This window comes from Rhodanobacter sp. UC4452_H20 (genome assembly GCF_052978205.1).
Window position 1 is genome coordinate 1,183,276 of record NZ_CM129662.1, and the last position, 18,131, is coordinate 1,201,406.

The 18,131-nt window shown below is 65.6% G+C and carries 24 protein-coding genes and 1 tRNA gene; 5 read left to right on the forward strand and 20 right to left on the reverse strand.

Going from position 1 to position 18,131, the window contains the following annotated elements; all coding sequences use genetic code 11:
* Positions 1 to 12 precede the first annotated feature (12 nt).
* From ACVCMC_RS05745 to tpiA, 16 genes are all read right to left on the reverse strand, one after another.
* Positions 13 to 666, reverse strand: a complete 654-nt coding sequence (locus ACVCMC_RS05745) for a response regulator (protein WP_447098990.1) — start codon at positions 664 to 666, stop codon at positions 13 to 15.
* 110 nt (positions 667 to 776) lie between these two features.
* Positions 777 to 1,037 (reverse strand): hypothetical protein, encoded by a 261-nt coding sequence (locus ACVCMC_RS05750; RefSeq protein WP_447098991.1) that lies wholly within the window; start codon positions 1,035 to 1,037, stop codon positions 777 to 779.
* A gap of 339 nt (positions 1,038 to 1,376) precedes the next feature.
* Positions 1,377 to 1,838, reverse strand: coding sequence for a DUF4124 domain-containing protein (locus tag ACVCMC_RS05755; RefSeq protein WP_447098992.1), 462 nt, complete (start codon positions 1,836 to 1,838; stop codon positions 1,377 to 1,379).
* A 182-nt stretch (positions 1,839 to 2,020) separates the two neighbouring features.
* Positions 2,021 to 2,740, reverse strand: a complete 720-nt coding sequence (locus ACVCMC_RS05760; RefSeq protein ID WP_447098993.1) for an HGGxSTG domain-containing protein — start codon at positions 2,738 to 2,740, stop codon at positions 2,021 to 2,023.
* Entirely contained in the window at positions 2,737 to 2,925 is a 189-nt protein-coding gene (locus ACVCMC_RS05765; RefSeq protein WP_447098994.1) for a hypothetical protein, read from the reverse strand. The genes ACVCMC_RS05760 and ACVCMC_RS05765 overlap by 4 nt, the downstream gene beginning before the upstream one ends.
* A complete protein-coding gene (locus ACVCMC_RS05770; protein WP_447098995.1) occupies positions 2,922 to 4,547 on the reverse strand; it encodes a DUF3631 domain-containing protein in 1,626 nt (541 codons plus the stop codon). The genes ACVCMC_RS05765 and ACVCMC_RS05770 overlap by 4 nt, the downstream gene beginning before the upstream one ends.
* Positions 4,544 to 4,978, reverse strand: a complete 435-nt coding sequence (locus ACVCMC_RS05775; RefSeq protein ID WP_447098996.1) for a hypothetical protein — start codon at positions 4,976 to 4,978, stop codon at positions 4,544 to 4,546. Before ACVCMC_RS05775 ends, ACVCMC_RS05770 begins: the two co-directional genes overlap by 4 nt.
* On the reverse strand, positions 4,975 to 5,154 hold the full coding sequence (locus ACVCMC_RS05780; RefSeq protein WP_447098997.1) for a hypothetical protein: 180 nt from the start codon (positions 5,152 to 5,154) through the stop codon (positions 4,975 to 4,977). Before ACVCMC_RS05780 ends, ACVCMC_RS05775 begins: the two co-directional genes overlap by 4 nt.
* Positions 5,151 to 5,378, reverse strand: coding sequence for a helix-turn-helix transcriptional regulator (locus ACVCMC_RS05785; RefSeq protein WP_447098998.1), 228 nt, complete (start codon positions 5,376 to 5,378; stop codon positions 5,151 to 5,153). The genes ACVCMC_RS05780 and ACVCMC_RS05785 overlap by 4 nt, the downstream gene beginning before the upstream one ends.
* A 102-nt stretch (positions 5,379 to 5,480) precedes the next feature.
* Entirely contained in the window at positions 5,481 to 6,224 is a 744-nt protein-coding gene (locus ACVCMC_RS05790; protein WP_447098999.1) for a hypothetical protein, read from the reverse strand.
* Between the two features lie 91 nt (positions 6,225 to 6,315).
* Positions 6,316 to 6,516 carry a hypothetical protein gene (locus tag ACVCMC_RS05795; protein ID WP_447099000.1) on the reverse strand — a complete coding sequence of 67 codons (201 nt, stop codon included), beginning with the start codon at positions 6,514 to 6,516 and terminating at the stop codon, positions 6,316 to 6,318.
* The gene (locus ACVCMC_RS05800; protein ID WP_447099001.1) at positions 6,513 to 6,869 is read right to left on the reverse strand and encodes a hypothetical protein; all 357 of its coding nucleotides are present in this window, start codon (positions 6,867 to 6,869) and stop codon (positions 6,513 to 6,515) included. Before ACVCMC_RS05800 ends, ACVCMC_RS05795 begins: the two co-directional genes overlap by 4 nt.
* Positions 6,870 to 6,983: 114 nt before the next feature.
* On the reverse strand, positions 6,984 to 8,201 hold the full coding sequence (locus ACVCMC_RS05805) for a tyrosine-type recombinase/integrase (protein ID WP_447099002.1): 1,218 nt from the start codon (positions 8,199 to 8,201) through the stop codon (positions 6,984 to 6,986).
* 184 nt (positions 8,202 to 8,385) lie between these two features.
* A tRNA-Leu gene (locus tag ACVCMC_RS05810) sits at positions 8,386 to 8,470 on the reverse strand.
* A gap of 12 nt (positions 8,471 to 8,482) precedes the next feature.
* Positions 8,483 to 8,947, reverse strand: a complete 465-nt coding sequence (gene secG / locus ACVCMC_RS05815; protein WP_447099003.1) for a preprotein translocase subunit SecG — start codon at positions 8,945 to 8,947, stop codon at positions 8,483 to 8,485.
* 23 nt (positions 8,948 to 8,970) lie between these two features.
* Positions 8,971 to 9,738 carry a triose-phosphate isomerase gene (tpiA, locus tag ACVCMC_RS05820; protein WP_447099004.1) on the reverse strand — a complete coding sequence of 256 codons (768 nt, stop codon included), beginning with the start codon at positions 9,736 to 9,738 and terminating at the stop codon, positions 8,971 to 8,973.
* A 98-nt stretch (positions 9,739 to 9,836) separates the two neighbouring features.
* Here tpiA and ACVCMC_RS05825 point away from each other — a divergent pair, with 98 nt between their 5' ends.
* The 3 genes from ACVCMC_RS05825 (at position 9,837) to ACVCMC_RS05835 (ending at position 11,831) form a co-directional block, all read left to right on the forward strand.
* Complete coding sequence (locus ACVCMC_RS05825) at positions 9,837 to 10,649, forward strand: SDR family NAD(P)-dependent oxidoreductase (RefSeq protein WP_447099005.1); 813 nt, start codon at positions 9,837 to 9,839, stop codon at positions 10,647 to 10,649.
* A gap of 1 nt (position 10,650) precedes the next feature.
* A complete protein-coding gene (locus ACVCMC_RS05830) occupies positions 10,651 to 11,322 on the forward strand; it encodes a DUF6445 family protein (protein ID WP_447099006.1) in 672 nt (223 codons plus the stop codon).
* 95 nt (positions 11,323 to 11,417) lie between these two features.
* Positions 11,418 to 11,831 carry a hypothetical protein gene (locus ACVCMC_RS05835; RefSeq protein ID WP_447099007.1) on the forward strand — a complete coding sequence of 138 codons (414 nt, stop codon included), beginning with the start codon at positions 11,418 to 11,420 and terminating at the stop codon, positions 11,829 to 11,831.
* Positions 11,832 to 11,876: 45 nt separating this feature from the next.
* Here ACVCMC_RS05835 and ACVCMC_RS05840 read toward each other — a convergent pair whose 3' ends face one another.
* The 4 genes from ACVCMC_RS05840 to orn all read right to left on the reverse strand — a co-directional run bounded on the left by ACVCMC_RS05840 (position 11,877) and on the right by orn (position 15,818).
* Positions 11,877 to 12,812, reverse strand: a complete 936-nt coding sequence (locus ACVCMC_RS05840; protein ID WP_447099008.1) for an isopenicillin N synthase family dioxygenase — start codon at positions 12,810 to 12,812, stop codon at positions 11,877 to 11,879.
* A 100-nt stretch (positions 12,813 to 12,912) separates the two neighbouring features.
* The gene (gene glmM / locus ACVCMC_RS05845) at positions 12,913 to 14,265 is read right to left on the reverse strand and encodes a phosphoglucosamine mutase (RefSeq protein WP_447099009.1); all 1,353 of its coding nucleotides are present in this window, start codon (positions 14,263 to 14,265) and stop codon (positions 12,913 to 12,915) included.
* A gap of 43 nt (positions 14,266 to 14,308) precedes the next feature.
* Entirely contained in the window at positions 14,309 to 15,217 is a 909-nt protein-coding gene (gene folP, locus ACVCMC_RS05850; RefSeq protein ID WP_447099010.1) for a dihydropteroate synthase, read from the reverse strand.
* 37 nt (positions 15,218 to 15,254) lie between these two features.
* Complete coding sequence (orn, locus tag ACVCMC_RS05855; protein ID WP_395118278.1) at positions 15,255 to 15,818, reverse strand: oligoribonuclease; 564 nt, start codon at positions 15,816 to 15,818, stop codon at positions 15,255 to 15,257.
* A 69-nt stretch (positions 15,819 to 15,887) separates the two neighbouring features.
* On the opposite strand from orn, the gene sbcB reads away from it, so the two are divergent.
* Together sbcB and ACVCMC_RS05865 are read left to right on the forward strand one after the other, a co-directional pair.
* The gene (gene sbcB / locus ACVCMC_RS05860; protein WP_447099011.1) at positions 15,888 to 17,330 is read left to right on the forward strand and encodes an exodeoxyribonuclease I; all 1,443 of its coding nucleotides are present in this window, start codon (positions 15,888 to 15,890) and stop codon (positions 17,328 to 17,330) included.
* Positions 17,331 to 17,402: 72 nt separating this feature from the next.
* Positions 17,403 to 18,089, forward strand: coding sequence for a DUF2461 domain-containing protein (locus ACVCMC_RS05865; RefSeq protein WP_447099012.1), 687 nt, complete (start codon positions 17,403 to 17,405; stop codon positions 18,087 to 18,089).
* The last annotated feature ends 42 nt before the right edge of the window (positions 18,090 to 18,131 follow it).

The window sequence follows — 18,131 nt, forward strand, 5'->3', positions numbered from 1 at the left end:
ACCGAACCGCGCTCAATTGCCGACGTGATGGCTGGGCGTGTCGATCAGGCCATGCACGGTCATCAGATGCGCAAGGCTGAGCACATGATCCACCTGCAACTTCTCCATCAGGCGCTGCTTGTAGGTGGAGACGGTTTTCGGGCTCAGGTTGAGCTGCTCGCCGATGATCGTGAGCGGCTTGCCGCGCACCAGCATCATGGCCACTTCCAGCTCCCGGCTGGAGAGCGCATCGAACGGCGAGACGCTGCCGTCGAGCGTGGCCAACGCAAGTTGCTGAGCCACCGCCGGGGCCAGGTAGCGGCGCCCGCCAGCCACCTGTCGCACGGCCGCCACCAGCTCGTCCGCGTTGCAACCCTTGGTCAGGTAACCCAGCGCGCCGGCATCGAGCAGGCGCTTGGGGAAACGCGCGTCGTCGACCACGGTCACGATGACGATGTGGGTCGACAGCTTGGATCGGTTCACCCGTTCGGTGAGCTCGATCCCGCTCATCCCGGGCATGTGCACGTCCACCAGGGCGATGTCCGGCGACAGGTTGCGAATCAGGCGCAAGCCTTCTTCCGCACTGCCCGCCTCGCCGCTGACCTCGATGTCCGGCTGCTGTTTCAGGATCATCTGAAAGCCGGTGCGCACCAGCTCATGATCGTCCACCAGGACCACACTGATCACGTGACGCCCTCCTTGGTTGGGTTGTTTGAAAGTAGGCCGGCCGCCACCCCATTGCAAGCGGCCGGCACAGATTCTTGCACTGAACTGCACCGACCGCGCGCGCCCGCCAATCAGGCCCCTGTACAGCGGGTGTCGAGGGCCGGATGCATCCCCTGACCGTCGTCCGCCTTCGCGAAACGGGCCAGCACGACATGCCCGCGCGCACCCGCCATCTCGACGCGGACCGGCTGGCGCGAACGCCGGTGTTCGTCACGCGCAACGGTTCGCGCCAGTTCGATCGCCTGCCGCAGCGGCAACTGGCTGAACAGTGCGGCATCGTGCCGACACACGCTCCAGCCGTATCCCGAGCAGCGCAGCGAAATCGTCAGCATGCAGCCATCCCCTTGCATGACGCCGGACATCAGCCCCTAACCCTCATCCCCGCAAACGCAGGCAGGATGGCACGCCAGTCCGCTGCCGATATGTCGGTGCAATCCTACGGAAGCTGTGCGGAAACTCGCCGTGCACATGCCTGGAACGATCGAGATGCAAGCGCCATGGCCCACGCAGCCATCGAACGAAAAAGCCGCCTTGCGGCGGCTGTTCGCGATCCTGGCCGCAGATGGCCAAGGTCAGGGTTGGTGCCAAGGGGGGCATCACAATGTAAGGAATACCAAAGCTTTCGAGACACCACAAGGAAAGTTACTCTCAAAGTTACTCACACCAAGCTGCTATTTCCCTGTTTCTTGGAAGAAGGCCCACGCGGCAGAAATCAGAGGGACGGTCGGGTCCTTTCCGCAGTACTGCTTGATCCATTCCTCCATCCCCGGAAAGTCAGTTGCGATCTCTCGCCCACGCTGCGCACTCACACCAGAGGCAAAGCCGGCGAGCCAATGGGTGTAGGCGTCGGAAACCCCAGGGCGCTGCCACTGTGAGCGGCTCTGCAAGTAGGAGCCGCAAGACGCCTGTCCAAGACCGAAAACTGTCGATAGCCCGGCTTTCGCTTTGGCGGTCGCATAGGTGAATGTCACGACACATCCGATCCGGGGCGCGCTGGCGTACGTCACCCTGCCCTCAGGACCTGTGCATCGATACACGGCCGCCGCTTCTGAACTCGCCTGTCCACCGCCATGCTCAGCCGCGTTTGCCATAGAAGCCACCATGAAAACGAAAAAGACGATCGCGTATTTCATGGATTCCCTCGTCCATCCGGCCATTTCCACTCCTTTCTACTTTGCAAATTCGGGCGCCGTCAGCTCTGACGACTTCGCGTGCACGATCGCACATCTCGCACCGTGTAACGAGATCATGACTTTTGGATCCGCCTCGTGCGCGCGCGGGCGCGCGCGCGATGCTGGCGGAATTGGTGACCCGCCTATCGCCGCACCCGACTCAGCACCGCCTCTACCTGCTCCACGAGGCGCTCACGTGCAAGTCGCAAGTTTCGGGCAACCATTGCCTTTCCCTTCGCTGGCCGTGACCCATCACTGAATCCGCCGTGCAACTTGCAACGCCCTGAGTACAGCGCCAGAGCGCGGCAAGGCCGGCCGGACTTCGTCGGCGCATTGCATGAATCCGGATCATCGCCAGCGTAGTCATCAGAAAGGCCGCGCCGCGTGGTGCCTGATCGGTTGGATGACGTATTCATCGGTGGCCCTGCTGCGCCTGTTGGATCAAGTCGGCCGCGGCCTTCATGGCGTGCCAGGAGTGCGTCTCTGACTTGCCGATAATTCAAGGTGATCTCGTCACCGTCATTGATCTGGCGTGCCGCCATGCCAATCAAACCCTCTCGCACGAGGACGGCCACGCTATTGGGGTCGGGGTCGTGGTTGATGTAGCGGCCGCACGTCGTCCACCCGCTGCCAACCATGAGCGTGCACACGTGCTCTCCTGTCTTGAGACCGCTGCCACTGAACACGCCGAGCCCCTCAATGGCTGAAGGCGACACGCGATGCCTGCAATCGCTGGCGACGTGGATGGGGGCCGGCAGCGTCAATGCAGCGGCGTCCATCTGCGCCTGCGTTACCCCAATTTCGCTCAGGAAATCCCGGAAGTCCGCGGCGCGCCGGTTCGTAGTAGGGAGCGTCATAGTCATTGCTGCGGCTCGGTCGTTTCACGGTCTGTCATGAGCGCCAGCAACTGCGGCTTGTGCTCGCGAAGCATGTGCAGCAGTTCGGGCGGGGAACCGGGCTTGAGCCCATGCACGACGATCTGGTCTCCGCGACGGTCGAGAACGAGACCAGCGGCCCAGGCGATCAACAGGACTTCAATGGTGGTCATATCGTCACACTCCCGATTTGCTCGCCTGCGTTGTCTCTTTCGGCCAGAGGGGTGCTTTTATCCGCGACACCGCGACAAGCCTTGTCTGGTGCGGGCTGCAGGGTTTCCTCCATCCGCGACGCAGGTGCATGTGTCTCGGATGGCAATGCCCCGGAAACCGCACTGCTATGCGGTTGTCGCGGTGTCGCGCTTGAAAAGGGGGTGTCGTCCGAAAGGTAACGGCGGAAGGCTTCGCGGAAGTCCGCAAGCATGTAGCTCTTGAGCTTTGCGCCGCCCGGCAAACGTGCATCCTTCGGCCTGATGGCGAACTCACTCAGACGCGCAGCGAGCTGGCGAACGGTGAGCGGTTTGCCGCGGTTCCACGTCGACCAGGGCGTTTCTTCGTCATCAATGAGCGCGCGGAGAAGCTCCTTGCTGGCGATGCGGCTGGCGCCTCGTTCATCGAACACGGTCTTGACGTCCCGCAGCAACTCGACGCCGATGCTTGGGGTTTCCTCCTCCACGCCGTGAAGCGCCAAGGCCGCCGCGCGTGCCCGCCGCGGCCATTCCCCGCCCACCTCGTCGGCGATGGCAAGCAACGGTTCCCAGCAGTCTTGCGCGCGGTCGCCCAGGCCCGCCGCGGGTGCCGGGTGCGCCATGCCGACCGCGTGGCGTCGGTCATCCGCCCAGCGCGTCAACTGCGCTTGAAGGTCGGCCCACGGTTGCGGGTCGGATCGCCGGATGTTGGCGGCTACCTCGCCGGCCGCCTTGCGCCGCATGCGCAGCGGAATGGAACGATCCTCGATGGTCCCAGCCAGCTTGCCGATGCCACAAAGGATCTTCGGCGCCCAGGTGCTGAACTGCGTCGGCGTGTTGTCGTCGCCCGTGCAGCGGATGACCACGGCGGTCTCGCGGTACAGGCCGGAATTGATCAGCCCGCGCGCTTCCTCGTTGTCTTTCAGGAAAGCGTCCACCTCGTCAATGCCCAGCGTCGGCGCCCAGCGCTCCACCGTGCGAAAGATCGCCGCCGGGGAAATGCTCGCCACCGACAACGGGCGATGGCAAAGCCGCATCATCGCCGTGAGTAGTACCGTCTTGCCGCAGCGCATTTCCGGCGCGCTGATATGCGCCAGCGGCGACACGGTGAGCGCGTCCATGCAGTAGGTGTGCGCCACCCACAAGGCCGCCGCGCAGATCGTGGGCGGATCGGCGATGACGTGCTGCGCGATGATCCGGTATATGCCCGCGAGCATGGCCGCGCCGTCCACGGGCGAGGGCCACGGATCCACGTCTGGAAACAGCTCAACGGTGCCGGCGTCGTCCTTCGGCGTGGTCAACTTGTCCAGCTCGCCGACGCTGACCTTCGCTGCTTTCGCAGCAGCACGCACGCGCTGATACCGCGCCGGGTCGGCCTGCCGTACCTTGGCCAGCGCGTCCAGTACATCGCGCGTGAACAGGGCGCCGGGGTCGCTGTCCAGCTCCCGCATGGCGAGTTCGATGCAGTCGGGTTCCGGTGTCTCGCCCTTCGATTCGGCAGCGGATTGCGCGGAAGGCTTCACGCGATCCAGCATCGCCAGCTCTCTGTCTGCCCGATCCTCCAGCGAGCGAATCGCCGGCGGTAACGGTTCGGTGGCGTGCGTCATGCCAGCACCTCTCGCGCCCGTGTAATGCGCTCCTCTGCCTGCTCCAGCCGCTCCACGTCGCCGGCAGGCAGCGCCTTGCCGGCGAGCATGTCGCGTGCGGCCAGCATTACCACCAGCGACTCGCGGCCCAGCACCCCGAGCGCGGCAGCCCAGGCACTGCGCCTGAACGCCTCGCGCGCACGCTGGCGCGCTTCCGGCGACGGGTCGCGGATGCGCTCAGGGAACAGGTCGGCTAGCTCAAGGCCCAGCGTGCCGAGAATGGCTGGGGTGTCGTGGCAGGCAAAGCACGCCAGCAGAATGCGTCCGTCGTCGGCTTCCGTGATCGACAGCGAACCGCGCGCCTTCGCGTGACCATTCGGACAGTTCGCGCGCCAACCGTCGCCACTACGGCGCACGCCGTCCAATCGGGACAGCAGCATGGTGGCGTTCATCGCAACACCCCCAGCACGATCAGCAAGGACAACGCCACGATGCACACGGCAACGGCGCACTCGCCGCAGCCGTCCAGGCGCTCGGCGAAGCGATACAATCGACGCCAGACAGTGCGCAACACCTTGCCGCCTCGACGTTCCCGCGTCGGGGCGGTGCTGCTTTTGGGGCGGATCATGCGGCGTCCCCGGCCAGTGACTCGACGAAGGCCACTACGTCGGCATACCGCCAGACAGTGACGCCGGGGGACAGCTTGATGGGCTGGGGCGCCTTGCCGGCCTTGACCCATGCCCACCACGTCGCGGCCGAGACACACAGCAGGCCAGGCTCACCCGTTCGGCGATTGTTGGCGATTTCAGAAACGCGCAGGTAAGCGCGGGATGCGATGACTTCGGTACTCATGTGACCATCCTTTGCGGGTTTGGATGGTCACGGACAATATGCACCTGATTGATTGCCCGATAGGACACAACATCAGAGAAGAAGGGGCGTTCTGTCCAACGTCTATTTTGGCTTTCGCGCTGCGCTCTTCACCCCTTCCTCAAATGCCTCCATCGCCTCCCGGAAGGTCGCCCGCTTGATCTCAAGATAATTCCTGATTGCACGATCGGGATCGGGATTCCCACCCACTGCCGCGTAGCAGATTCCAACCACCCGAGAAAAGACACAGCCAGGCGAACGCGACGCATCAAACTCGGCAGGGTACGGTGGTGCTGGCGGGTTCGCCTTGGCATCTGCAACCATGTCGGCAAGAGTTTCATGGCCGTATGTTGTTCCCACTCGGGGGCCATATGCCTTTGTCCAGCCATACAGCAGTGCGCGATCAATCGCATTCACAGGCCTTGGGTCGGCGCTGCTATACCGCGTCGGCCCACTTGGCATAGTCGCGACGCCATCCCGTGCAGCCACCGCCAGTGCGTGCAGGCGAGGAATCAAGTGATGCATCGACGTAGGGCCGTCATCATCCATGCGGTCTCCTTGCCAATAGCCCTCCTCGATTCGGCCAAGTGCCTCGCCTCGCGCGGCGTCCGATGGAACGGCTATGGCGGCAAGCACCTGCATCAGTTCGGTTGAACGCTTCTCCACATCTTTCAAAACTGCTTTCACGGCATTGCGTGCGGCGGGCTTGAATAGTGTTCGGCGAACTACGCTCAATGCGGTGCGCAATTCACCCACTTGCTCATCACACAAGCCAAGACTTTTCAGCTCGCGCACTTGATCGGCAGTGAAATCAGGACGGGTCGACACGCGCACACCTCTGCGCCCTTCAACAGGTGCCGCGCCAGCCGGGGAAGGTGCCCGGTTTTCGGGGATCAGCCTAGGCGCGGCGTTGAAACGGTCAGATGGCGCCGGCGTGCCGGCCTACCTGATTGTTGAGATTTTCGAGGGTCATCGCCAGTCCGTAGGCTTGTCCACCGTCACTACCAAACTCTTCCAGTGCGTCGTAAAGGCTGCTGATAACGGCTTCCATGGAGTTGAACAACACGCATATCTCGGAGAGCTTTTCCGATGAGGCGAGATCACGGCCTTTTGTGCTCATGCGATTGCCCCTGTTGTCTTCTCGATCTTGGCGATCGCGTCGGCTTTGGCCTGTTCGCCATAGTCACCAAGTAGTGCGTGCGTGTACCAAAGCTCATGACTCAGCGCCTGCGTCTGATTACGCGCGAAAGCCAAAAGGGCTTGCTGCCCTTGATGCAGATGCCACAGGAAGCCCTCAGACCACTTGCCCTTGGTCTCTCCGTCGATGTCCTCCATGATGATCGTGCTGATTGCCTCAGCACCATTCAATGCCCAAACGGCACTCTCGGCAAGGCCGTTCCTGTCGAAGCCAACATCCTCAAGCACCGGTTTGAAGGGCGGAATGGATTCATCGGTTACACTTTTCGTTGCCATGATCGTTCTCCATTGGAACGGTTGTGGAAGGCGGGCCGGGTGCTCGTAACACCCGGTTCCGCCGCTTACCGGGCCAGGCCCGATTCTTCATGCCGGCGTCGCATCGCGTGCGACTCAACCAGCCTTGCTCTTGAACGCGACTACCTTGCCGCCAGCGCGCAAGCCATCCAGGTAGTCCGCCCACGCCTGCATCATGCGGGTGCGTTCGTCCAGGTACTGCGCGGCGTGCGTGTAGGCCTCGCGCACCTTGTTCGATTCGGCATGGGCCAGCTGGCGCTCGATCGCGTCCGGCTTCCAGCCCATTTCGTTGAGCCGCGTCGCCGCCATGCCGCGGAAGCCGTGGCCGGTCATTTCCTCACCGGAGTAACCCAGCCGGCGCAGCGCGGCATTGATAGTGTTCTCGCTCATGGGTCGGCTGGCGGTGCGCAGGCCCGGGAACACGTAGCGGCCTCCGCCGGCGAAGGTCTGCAACTCGCGCAGGATCGCCACCGCCTGGGTGGACAGCGGCACCAGGTGCGCGGCTTTCATCTTCATGCGCTCGCCGGGGATGCGCCACATCGCTTCGTCCAGGTCGAACTCGGCCCATTCGGCTTGTCGCAGTTCACCAGGCCGCACGAACAGCAACGGAGCCAGCTTCAGGGCGCACAGGGTCACGTACTGGCCGGTGAAGCCGTCGATCGCGCGCAGCAGCTCGCCCACTTGGGCCGGGTCGACGATGGCGGCATGATGCTTCACCCTGGGCGACTTCAACGCACCGCGCAGGCTGCCGGTCGGGTCGTTGTCGGTGATCCCCTCCAGGATGGCGTAGCGGAACACCTGCCCCGCCTTCACCTTGGCCCGTTTGGCGGTTTCCAGCTTGCCGGTGGCCTCGACCTTGCGCAGGGTGTCCAGCAGCTCGCGCGCCGTGATCTCGCCAATCGGCCGGCTGCCCAGGTCCGGGTACAGGAACGATTCCAAGATCCAGCGGGACTTCGCCGCGGTGATCTCGGCCACGTCCTGCCGGGCCATCCACTGCTCGCTCACCAGGCGGAAAGTCGGGACAGGGGCCGCGGCTTCCGCCTTCGCCTCCTTGCTGGCCTGCCGTTCGGCGCTGGGGTCGACGCCCTGGGCGACCTGGGCCCGGGCCGCGTCACGCCTCAGCCGGGCTTGCGCCAGCGTCACGCTCGGATAGGTGCCCAGGCTCAGCATCTTGGCCCTGCCGTCGAACCGGTAGCGGTAGCGCCAGCGTAGCGCCCCGGACGTCGGCACCTCGACCGCCAGCCCGTTACCGTCGGCCACCCGGTACAGCGCGCCGCGGGGGCGCAGGGAGCGCAGCTTGATCTCGGTCAGCATGTGAGTAACTCCGCCGTGAGTAACCGGCCACCCGGCCTTGTTACTCCCAAAGTTACTCACAGTTCTGACCGGATGCAATAGGCCCGTATCGGACGATATGGGACACTCGGGCACAAAAAAACCCGCCAAGTAGCGGGTTTCGTTGTGTTTCTCGGACTCTATCGGACGTCCTGAAACAGTCTATTGGTGCCCAAGGGGGGACTCGAACCCCCACGCCTTTCGGCGCTACCACCTCAAGGTAGTGCGTCTACCAGTTCCGCCACCTGGGCAGGTGTGTTGCTTCAGTGCTTTGTTGGCTCCGACGGCTTTGCCGGCGGCACGTCGCCCTGGCTCTGGGCCGGCGCTGCGTTCGTGGCGGCGGGCGCCGCTGCCGGAACGGCCTTGCCGGCGGCCGGCTTGGCCGCGGGTACTTCCGAACCGTTGGTTGCGGCCGGCGGTGTCGCCGCTGCGGGTGCAGGCTGTTCCGTCGAACCGGCCATCACGCCCAGGCCGCCGCCGGCGGGCTGTGGCGCGCCGTTGGCATGCAGGTAAATGCCCATGCCGAGGCTGAGCAGGAAGAACAGCCCGGCCAGCACGCCGGTGGCGCGGGTCAGGAAGGTCGACGAACCCCGCGCGCCGAACACCGTAGCCGACGCGCCGCCGCCGAAACCGGAACCGGCATCCGCGCCTGCACCGTTCTGCAGCAGGATCAGCACGATCATGGCCGCAGCGATCAGGATGTAAAACACGCTGAAAATGACGAACATAGGTTTGTATTCGAGCCTGTGTACTAGCTGCCCTGGGGCGCCTGGTGTGCGGCGGTGCAGATGGCCAGGAAGTCCGCAGCAGTCAATGAGGCACCGCCGATCAGGCCACCGTCCACGTCCGCCTGCGCGAACAACTCGGCGGCATTCGCCGCCTTGACGCTACCGCCGTAAAGCAGTCGGGTCAGACGGGAAAGTGTAGCATCTTCGGTTTCCAGTTGGCTACGAATGAACGCATGCACCTGCTGCGCCTGTTCCGGCGTGGCGGTACGGCCGGTGCCGATCGCCCAGACCGGCTCGTAGGCGATCACCGCGGTGTCGAAACTGGCGATGCCCGAGCTGCGCAGCACGGCCTGCAGCTGGGCGGCGATCACGCTTTCGGTGGCATCGGCTTCGCGCTGCTGCAGGGTTTCGCCCACGCACAGGATCGGCGTGAGGCCCGCCGCGCGTGCAGCGGCGAACTTGCGCGCCACCAGCTCGTTGTCCTCATGGTGGTACTGCCGGCGCTCCGAATGGCCCACCAGCACCCAGCGCGCGCCGACATCCGCCAGCATCGCGCCGGACACTTCGCCGGTGAACGCGCCCTGCCCTTCGTGCTCGCTCAGATCCTGCGCGCCAAAGCCGATGCCGCTGTCACGGTGCTGCGCAGCCAGTTCGGCCAGGTAGGGAAAAGGCGGGAACACGTTCACGTCGATCGACGCCGGCTTGGCGGCAGCAAGCTCGTCGACGAGCGCGGCGGCCATCGTGCGACTGCCGTGCATCTTCCAGTTGCCAGCGACCAGTTTCTTGCGCATGGTGTGCTTCCGTAGCCGTCAAAACGGCAAGCTTAGCCAGCGCCCGCGACATCGGCAAACCCGCCGGTCACGCGCGGCGGCACTCACAGGGAACACCGATGACACCTGCTCGCCCGCTCAGCCTGGTTACTGGCGCCTCTTCCGGCATCGGTGCGGCGTTCGCCCGCCAGCTTGCCGCACGGGGCCATGACCTGGTGGTCACCGCGCGCCGTACCGAGCGCCTGCAGGAGCTGGCGACGGAACTGCACGCGACGCACTCGACCACGGTCACGGTGCTGTCTTGCGACCTGGGCGAGCCGACGGCGGTGGTGGACCTTTGCCATGCCATGGAGCAACGCGCCCTGCGGGTGGACTGGCTGGTCAACAACGCCGGCTACGGCGTGCCCGGCAGGTTCGACGCCAATGACTGGCCGGTGCATGCCGATTTCCTGCGCGTGCTGCTCACCGCGCCCACCGAGCTGGCCTGGCGATTGCTCCCCGGCATGCGCCAGCGCGGATACGGTCGCATCATCAACGTGGCCTCGCTGGCCGGGCATGTTCCGGCGCCGGCCGGCCACACCTTGTATGCGGCGAGCAAGGCTTACCTGATCAAGTTCTCGCAGGCGCTGGCACTGGAAAACAGCGCGTGCGGCGTCCATGTCAGCGCGCTGTGCCCGGGCTTCACCTGGTCGGAGTTCCACGACGTCACCGGCACGCGCGCAAAAATGGACAAGCTGCCCGGCTACATGTGGCTGACCGCCGACGAGGTCGTGCGCCGGGGCATTGCCGCGGTGGAGCGTGGCGACGCGGTCTACATCCCGGGCCGGATCAACCGTTTCATCAAGACGGCGCTGCAGCTGATGCCGGACCGATTGGCACTGCGGCTGTCGGCACGGCAAGGCACGCGTTATCGCGACACGGAAACCCACTGACATGTCGCTGATGCCGACGCAGATGCGTCCGCTCCCCTATCGCAAACCACAACAAGGCCGCGATTACTGGGTGGTGGACGATGTCCTGGCGAATGCCGGTGAAGTGCGCGAACGCTGCCTGGCCCGCACCGACTGGGAACTCGGCTACCCGCACACGGGTGAAGTCTGGCCCGGCATGCGGGCCATGCCCGCCTTGCTCGATGGGGAACTGGCGGCACTGGATGCGCGAGTCTGCGCACTGACCGGTGCGGCCAGGGTCTGGGTCGAGCATAGCGAAGCCGGCACCCGGCTCAACCACAATTGCGTGCAGGTCGTCGGCTCGGTCGAAGGCTCGGTGAAGCCGCACACCGATTCCTCGCACCTGTGCCGCTACGCCGCCGTGCTCTACCTCAACCCGGGCGTCCCGGACCACTGCGGCACCAGTTTCTTCCGCCAGCGCATGCCCGGCGGCCAGCTCGGCGGCAACATCGTGTTGCCGCCGCATCGCAACCTGGCCGAGGCCCTGGGCAACCGTTTCGTGCGCCCGGATGCGTTCGTCGAAGACGTGCGCGTGGCGCACCGCTGGAACCGGCTGCTGGTCTACAAGGCCAACCTGATCCACAGCGCCAGCGCGTACTGGGGACTGGAGATGGCGGCCAAGCGCATGACCGCCGTGTTCTTCTGGATGGCGTAATCCTCCGGAATCAGCTTGCCGCGGACCGCCTGCGTTCGTCGGCTATGATCCTGCGGCGCATGTCCGCGCGCTTGCACCACACAGGGGGAATTCTCATGGATCGACTGTTGAAAAGGACGGTACTCGTGCTTCTGGCCACGCTGGCGCTCGTTGCCTGTACCTCGGCGCCGCTGAAGCCCGCCGCACCGATCGCCGTGCCGACCGGGGTCAGCCAGGCGCAGGTCAAGGCCAGCATCATCAATGCTCTCGAAGGTCGCGGCTGGACCCTGGACAATCTTGCCGACGGCGACATCCTCAGCACGCTGCACATTCGCGAACATACCGCCACCATCCGCATCACCTACGACGCCGCGGCGGTGAACCTCACCTACCTGCGCAGCACCAACCTGAACTATCGCGAGAAGGGCGCTCAGCGCAGCATCCATCGCAACTACAACGGCTGGATCGACTACCTGGAACAGGACATCCGCCGCAACCTGCAGAACACCCACGCGCTGGAAAACCAGTAGCAACGGCATCGCGGGGCGCCCGACGGGGCGCCCCGCATCCCGGCCCTAGATCAGCTTGATCTCGCGCAACCGCTGCAGCAGGTATTCGTGCGAGCTGATCGAGGTGTCGTAGCGGCGCGGGTTGTCCGGCGTGATGCAGGAATCGAGCGGATCGAGCATCACGTCCGGGTTCGGGTGCAGGAAGAACGGCACCGAGTAGCGCGGCTTGCGCGCGTTCTCGTTCGGCGGGTTGACCACGCGATGAGTGGTCGACGGATACACGTGGTTGGAGAGGCGCTGCAGCATGTCGCCGATGTTCACCACGATCGCGTCGCCCTCGGTGGTGATCGGCAGCCACTCGCCCTCGCGGGTGAGCACTTCGAGCCCTTCGGCGCTGGCGCCGACCAGCAGGGTGATGAAGTTGATGTCCTCGTGCGCACCGGCGCGCACGTTCGGCACATTCTCGTCGGTGATCGGCGGGTAATGGATCGGCCGCAGGATCGAGTTGCCGACGTCGGTCTTGTCCTCGAAAAAGTTCTCCGGCTGCCTGATGTGCAGCGCCAGCGCGCGAAGCACGCGCGTGCCGAGCTGGTCGAGCGCCTCGTACAGGCCGTAACCGTAGCGCTTGAAGTCGGGCACCTCGGCCGGCCAGAGGTTCGGCGGCATCAGCTCGGCAAACTTCGAATCGCGCGGGATCTCGCGGCCGATATGCCAGAACTCCTTGAGGTCGGCGTACTGGCTGTCCTTGGCCGTCTCGACCTTGAAGGGCGTGTAGCCGCGCGCACCGCCGCTGCCCGGCACGTGGTACTTCATCTTGGTCTCGGTGGGCAGCGCGAAGAAACGCCGGAACACGTCGTAGGAGCCGTCGATCAGCTCGCGCGCGATGCCGTGGCCGCTGATGCAGCAGAAACCGAATTCGCGGTAGGCCGCACCGATTTCCGCGACGAAGGCGTTGCGGTCGCTGTCGTAACGGCGGATGTCGAGGGTGGGAACGTGCTTCATGGGTGAACGTCCATTGGAGGGTCGTGCGGTCGATTGATCCGCCACCGCAGGGGGCGGGGCACGTCGGGCCAATCCATGGCGACCCGGTACTACCTCAGGTTCACGAGCGTTCGGCGGCGGATTTTACCGTTCCGGCGAGGCGATCCGCCAGTTGCCGCACTTCGTCCGCGTCGGCGCCCTCGACCGTGACCCGTACCACCGGCTCGGTGCCCGAAGCGCGCAGCACCACCCGGCCGCGCCCCTGCAGGACGCGCTCGACCTCGCCCAATGCAGCGCGCACCGCGTCGCTCCGCAGCGACTCGCGCGCACCCTCGGCGCGCACGTTGAGCATGACCTGCGGAAACTTCTGCAGCCCCTGGCGCGCGCTGGCCAGGTCATGGCCGGCATGCGTCAGTGCTTCCAGGACGGCCAGCGCTGCGATGATGCCGTCGCCGGTGCTGGCCCGGTCCAGGCAAAGGATGTGGCCGGAAGTTTCACCACCCAGCACACCCTGGTGCTGCTGCAGTTGCTGCATGACGTAGCGGTCGCCGACGTTGGCGCGGATGAATGGCACGCCGAGGTCATCCAGCGCCTGCTGCAACCCGAAATTGCTCATCAGGGTGCCGACCACCGGACCGGCCAGCAGGCCCTGCGCGCGCAGGTGTCGGGCGAGGATGAACAGGATGTCGTCGCCATCGGCGAGTTCGCCATGCCGATCGACCAGGATCACCCGATCGCCGTCGCCATCGAACGCCACGCCCAGGTCGGCCGCATGCGCCAGCACCGCCTGCTGCAACGCCTCCGGATGGGTCGAACCCACTCCATCGTTGATATTGAAGCCATCGGGCTTGTCGCCGATCGCCACCACCTCGGCGCCCAGTTCGGCAAACACTTTCGGCGCGACCTGGTAGGTGGCGCCGTGCGCGCAGTCGAGCACCAGCTTGATCCCGCGCAGGCTGAAATCCTCGGCTACCGTGGCCTTGCAGAACTCCGCGTAGCGCGCCACCGCATCGGCGACGCGCACGGCCTTGCCCAAGCGCTCGGAGGCGACCGTGGCGAACGGCGCCTCCAGCTCCGCCTCGATCGCCAGCTCCACCGCGTCGGAGAGCTTCTCGCCGGCGGCGGAGAAGAACTTGATGCCGTTGTCGTGGTGCGGATTGTGCGAGGCGCTAATCACGATGCCGGCCTGCGCACGCATGGAGCGCGTCAGGAACGCCACGGCCGGCGTGGGCATCGGGCCGAGCAGGCCGACGTCGGCGCCGGCCGCCACCAGCCCGGCCTCCAGCGCCGCCTCGAACATGTAGCCGGACACGCGCGTGTCCTTGCCGATCAGCACCCGGGGCCGTTCGCCGCCCTCGCGCCCGAGCACCGCGCCGACGGCGCGGCCCAGCTGCAGCATGAAATCGGCACTGATCGGCCACTGCCCGACCAGGCCGCGGATACCGTCGGTGCCGAAATACTTGCGTTCTGTCATCGTGATCTTCCGAGAAAGGATGGGCGCATCGAACGGGGCGTTTTCAGTCGTCGTCCGGCCAGCGCGGCGCAGGTGGGCGATCGTCCCGGCGCGGCGCCGCGTCGGCCGCCTGCACCGCACTCCATACCGCCAGCGCATCGACCGTGGGCAACACATCATGCACACGCACGATGCGGGCACCACGCTGCACTGCGATCAGCGCCGCGGCCACCGAACCGGCCGCGCGATCGGCCGGCGTGGCGCGGCCGGTCAGGGTGCCGATCATGCGCTTGCGCGAGAGACCGGCGTACACCCCGCTGCCCAGGCTGGTGAAACGATCCAGCGCGCACAGCAGCGCAATATTGTGTTCCAGCGTCTTGCCGAAGCCGAAACCGGGATCGACCACCACCTTGCGCCGGTCGATGCCCGCCAGCTCGCAGGCAAACAGGCGATCGGTGAGGAAACGATGCACCTCGGCGACGACGTCGTCGTAATGCGGGTCGTCCTGCATGCTGCGCGGCTCGCCCAGCATGTGCATCAGGCACACCGGCACGCCCAGCTCGGCTGCCGCCTCCAGCGCCCCGTCGCGGCGCAGCGCGTACACGTCGTTGATCATGCCCGCACCCGCGGCCACCGCCGCGCGCATCACCTGCGGGCGCGAGGTGTCGATGGAGATCGGCACCGTCGTGCGCGCCGCCAGCTGCTCGATCACCGGCAGCACGCGGCGCAACTCCTCCTCGACGGAGACCTCGTCGGCGCCGGGACGGGTGGATTCGCCACCCACGTCGAGCATGTCCGCGCCCTCCTCGACCATGCGCACGCCGTGCGCCACCGCGTCGTCCACGTTGGCGTGGATGCCGCCGTCGGAAAACGAATCAGGCGTGAGGTTGAGGATGCCGACCACGCGCGGGCGATCCAGCGACAGGGCGCGACCGGCGCAGTCCAGTACCGGTGCAAACCATTCGTTCGTCATGCTGATGTCTCCGCGCCGTGCCCTGCTGCCCGCGGGCTCATCCGCCCGTGCCGCCCAGCTCGCCCATGTAGCGCCGGTAATGGCGCAGCTCGGCGATGGAATCGCGGATGTCGGACAACGCCGTGTGCGCCGATTCCTTGCCCACGCTCTTGGCGATTTCCGGCGCCCAGCGACGCGCCAGTTCCTTCAACGTGGACACGTCGAGGTTGCGATAGTGGAAATAGCGCTCCAGCCGCGGCATCTGCCGGTGCATGAAGCGCCGGTCCTGGCAGATCGAGTTGCCGCACATCGGCGACTTGCCTGGCGGCACCCAGGCGCGCAGGAACTCCACGGTGGCCTGCTCGGCCATCGCGTGGTCGGTCTGCGAGTTCAGCACCTGGCGCCACAGGCCGGATTTGTGATGCTGGTTGATGTTCCAGCTGTCCATGGATTCCAGCCGGTCGATTTCATGGCGTATCGCGAAGACCGGGCCATCGGCCAGCACGTTGAGGTTCTTGTCGGTAACCACCGTGGCGATCTCGAGAATCGAATCATTGTCGGTGTCGAGGCCGGTCATCTCCAGATCGATCCAGATCAGGTTTTCTTCGTTGGCTTGGCTCATGGAATCTCCTTGTGCGACCCAGTTTATCAGCCTTGCCCGTGACGGATGCCTGCATGCGATCATCGCCGGATGCAGACCTTCTTCTGGCACGACTACGAGACCTCGGGCGCCGATCCACGCCGCGACCGCCCACTGCAGTTCGCCGGCATCCGCACCACGTTGGAGCTGGAAATCGTCGGCGAACCCGTGATGTTCTACGGCAAGCCCCCGCTGGAGATGCCGCCTCATCCGGACGCCTGCCTGATCACCGGCATCACGCCGCAGCAGGCCGAGCGCGAGGGCGTCGGCGAGGCCGACTTCGCCGCCCGCGTGCATGAACAGCTGGCCGCACCAGGCACCTGCGGAGTCGGCTACAACTCGCTGCGTTTCGACGACGAATTCACCCGGCAGATGCTCTACCGCAACTTCCACGACCCGTACGGCCGCGAATGGGAGAACGGCAATTCGCGCTGGGACCTGATCGACCTGGTGCGCATGTGCCAGGCGCTGCGCCCCGAGGGCATTGTCTGGCCGACCCGCGAGGATGGCTCGCCGAGTTTCAAGCTGGAGCACCTGGCCAGCGCGAACCGGCTCAGCCAGGAGCGGGCGCATGATGCCCTGTCCGACGTCCGTGCGCTGATCGACCTGGCCCGGCTGATCCGTGTGCGCCAACCGCGACTGTGGGACTGGTACTACGCGTTGCGCCGCAAGCAGAAGGTGTTCGACCTGCTCGACGTGGTGAACATGACGCCGCTGGTGCACGTCTCCTCGCGCTACCCGGCCAGTCGCCACTGCCTTGCACTGATCGCGCCGCTGGCCGCGCATCCGGGCCGCGCCGGCGAAGTGATCGTGTACGACCTGGCCACCGATCCGGTCGAATGGCTGGCGCTGGACGAAGACGAGATCGCCGACCGCATCTTCACGCCGCGTGCCGATCTCCCCGAAGGCATCGAACGCATCCCGCTGCGCACGGTGCGGGCAAACCACGCACCGGCGCTGGCGCCGCTGTCGGTGCTGCAAGGCGTGGACCTGCAGCGCCTGCAACTCGACCTGGAGCGTTGCCTCGCGCATCGCGACACCTTGCGCGCGGTCGACGGGCTGGCCGAAAAGCTGCGTCGCGTGTTCCAGCGCGCCGCGGAGTTTCCTCCGCCGGAAGATCCGGAGCTGGCGCTCTACAACGGCTTCCTGCCCGATGCCGACAAGCGCCTGCTGGCCCAGGTACGTGCCACGCCACCGGCAGAACTGGGCACGCGCGCGTTTCCATTCCGCGACCCGCGCTATCCGGAGCTGCTGTTCCGCTACCGCGCGCGCAACTGGCCCGAGACGCTGGACGTGGAGGAACACGTGCGTTGGGGTGCATTCCGCCAGGCACGGCTGACTCGCCACACGCCGCTGACCGGACTCACGCTCGATGACTACTTCGCCCGCCTCGGCGAGCTGCGCCACGATCCGGCCGCGCAGGACAAGCTGCCCCTGCTCGATCAGTTGCAGGCCTGGGGCGAGCAACTCGCCCACAGCATCGACGGAACGTAGGGCCGGCGCTGCCCGCCACCGCGACACGCCCAAAGCCCGGCGCAATGCCCGCCCCACCCTCGACGAACCACCATGCCCAAGAGCTATTTCACCCCCGCCACCTTCCGCTTCCTGCGCGCTCTGGAACGCAACAACCATCGCGACTGGTTCCACGCGCACAAGGACGACTACGAGCGCCACGTGCGCGAGCCGTTCCTCGTCCTGATCGCCGACCTGCAGGCGCCGCTGGCGGAGATCAGCCCGCACTACCGCGCCGACCCGCGCAAGAACGGCGGTTCGCTGTACCGCATCTACCGCGACACGCGCTACTCCAACAACAAGCTGCCGTACAAATCCTGGCAGGGCTCGCGTTTCACCCATGAGCGACGCCACGAGATCCAGGCGCCCGGTTTCTACCTCCACATCGAACCCGGCGACTGTTTCGCCGGTGGCGGCATGTGGCATCCGGAACCGGACGCACTGAAGCACATCCGCGAATTCCTGGTCGACAATCCGGAAGCATGGAAGCGCGCCACGCGAAGCAAGACCTTCCGGGAGCACCTGCAGCTCGCCGGTGAATCGCTGATCCGCCCGCCGCGCGGCTACGACCCGGCGCATGAGCTGATCGAGGATCTCAAGCGCAAGGATTTCATCGCCAGCACCGGCTTCAGCGAAGCGCTGGCCTGCTCTGACGAACTGCTGCCGTGGACGGTCGCCACCTTCAAGCGCGTCGCTCCGCTGGTCGACTATCTGTGCGCCGCGCAGGAGCTGGAGTTCTGATCGCCCACGGCAGGAGCCCGCTCGCGGGCGATGCTCTTGTCT

Bases quoted from the DNA above. Each gene is read 5' to 3' on its own strand.
- ACVCMC_RS05750 (WP_447098991.1), bottom strand. From the start codon at position 1,037: ATGCTGACGATTTCGCTGCGCTGCTCGGGATACGGCTGGAGCGTGTGT.
- ACVCMC_RS05755 (WP_447098992.1), bottom strand. From the start codon at position 1,838: ATGAAATACGCGATCGTCTTTTTCGTTTTCATGGTGGCTTCTATGGCA.
- ACVCMC_RS05760 (WP_447098993.1), bottom strand. From the start codon at position 2,740: ATGACTATGACGCTCCCTACTACGAACCGGCGCGCCGCGGACTTCCGG.
- ACVCMC_RS05765 (WP_447098994.1), bottom strand. From the start codon at position 2,925: ATGACCACCATTGAAGTCCTGTTGATCGCCTGGGCCGCTGGTCTCGTT.
- ACVCMC_RS05770 (WP_447098995.1), bottom strand. From the start codon at position 4,547: ATGACGCACGCCACCGAACCGTTACCGCCGGCGATTCGCTCGCTGGAG.
- ACVCMC_RS05775 (WP_447098996.1), bottom strand. From the start codon at position 4,978: ATGAACGCCACCATGCTGCTGTCCCGATTGGACGGCGTGCGCCGTAGT.
- ACVCMC_RS05780 (WP_447098997.1), bottom strand. From the start codon at position 5,154: ATGATCCGCCCCAAAAGCAGCACCGCCCCGACGCGGGAACGTCGAGGC.
- ACVCMC_RS05785 (WP_447098998.1), bottom strand. From the start codon at position 5,378: ATGAGTACCGAAGTCATCGCATCCCGCGCTTACCTGCGCGTTTCTGAA.
- ACVCMC_RS05795 (WP_447099000.1), bottom strand. From the start codon at position 6,516: ATGAGCACAAAAGGCCGTGATCTCGCCTCATCGGAAAAGCTCTCCGAG.
- ACVCMC_RS05800 (WP_447099001.1), bottom strand. From the start codon at position 6,869: ATGGCAACGAAAAGTGTAACCGATGAATCCATTCCGCCCTTCAAACCG.
- ACVCMC_RS05805 (WP_447099002.1), bottom strand. From the start codon at position 8,201: ATGCTGACCGAGATCAAGCTGCGCTCCCTGCGCCCCCGCGGCGCGCTG.
- secG (WP_447099003.1), bottom strand. From the start codon at position 8,947: ATGTTCGTCATTTTCAGCGTGTTTTACATCCTGATCGCTGCGGCCATG.
- tpiA (WP_447099004.1), bottom strand. From the start codon at position 9,738: ATGCGCAAGAAACTGGTCGCTGGCAACTGGAAGATGCACGGCAGTCGC.
- ACVCMC_RS05825 (WP_447099005.1), top strand. From the start codon at position 9,837: ATGACACCTGCTCGCCCGCTCAGCCTGGTTACTGGCGCCTCTTCCGGC.
- ACVCMC_RS05830 (WP_447099006.1), top strand. From the start codon at position 10,651: ATGTCGCTGATGCCGACGCAGATGCGTCCGCTCCCCTATCGCAAACCA.
- ACVCMC_RS05835 (WP_447099007.1), top strand. From the start codon at position 11,418: ATGGATCGACTGTTGAAAAGGACGGTACTCGTGCTTCTGGCCACGCTG.
- ACVCMC_RS05840 (WP_447099008.1), bottom strand. From the start codon at position 12,812: ATGAAGCACGTTCCCACCCTCGACATCCGCCGTTACGACAGCGACCGC.
- glmM (WP_447099009.1), bottom strand. From the start codon at position 14,265: ATGACAGAACGCAAGTATTTCGGCACCGACGGTATCCGCGGCCTGGTC.
- folP (WP_447099010.1), bottom strand. From the start codon at position 15,217: ATGACGAACGAATGGTTTGCACCGGTACTGGACTGCGCCGGTCGCGCC.
- orn (WP_395118278.1), bottom strand. From the start codon at position 15,818: ATGAGCCAAGCCAACGAAGAAAACCTGATCTGGATCGATCTGGAGATG.
- sbcB (WP_447099011.1), top strand. From the start codon at position 15,888: ATGCAGACCTTCTTCTGGCACGACTACGAGACCTCGGGCGCCGATCCA.
- ACVCMC_RS05865 (WP_447099012.1), top strand. From the start codon at position 17,403: ATGCCCAAGAGCTATTTCACCCCCGCCACCTTCCGCTTCCTGCGCGCT.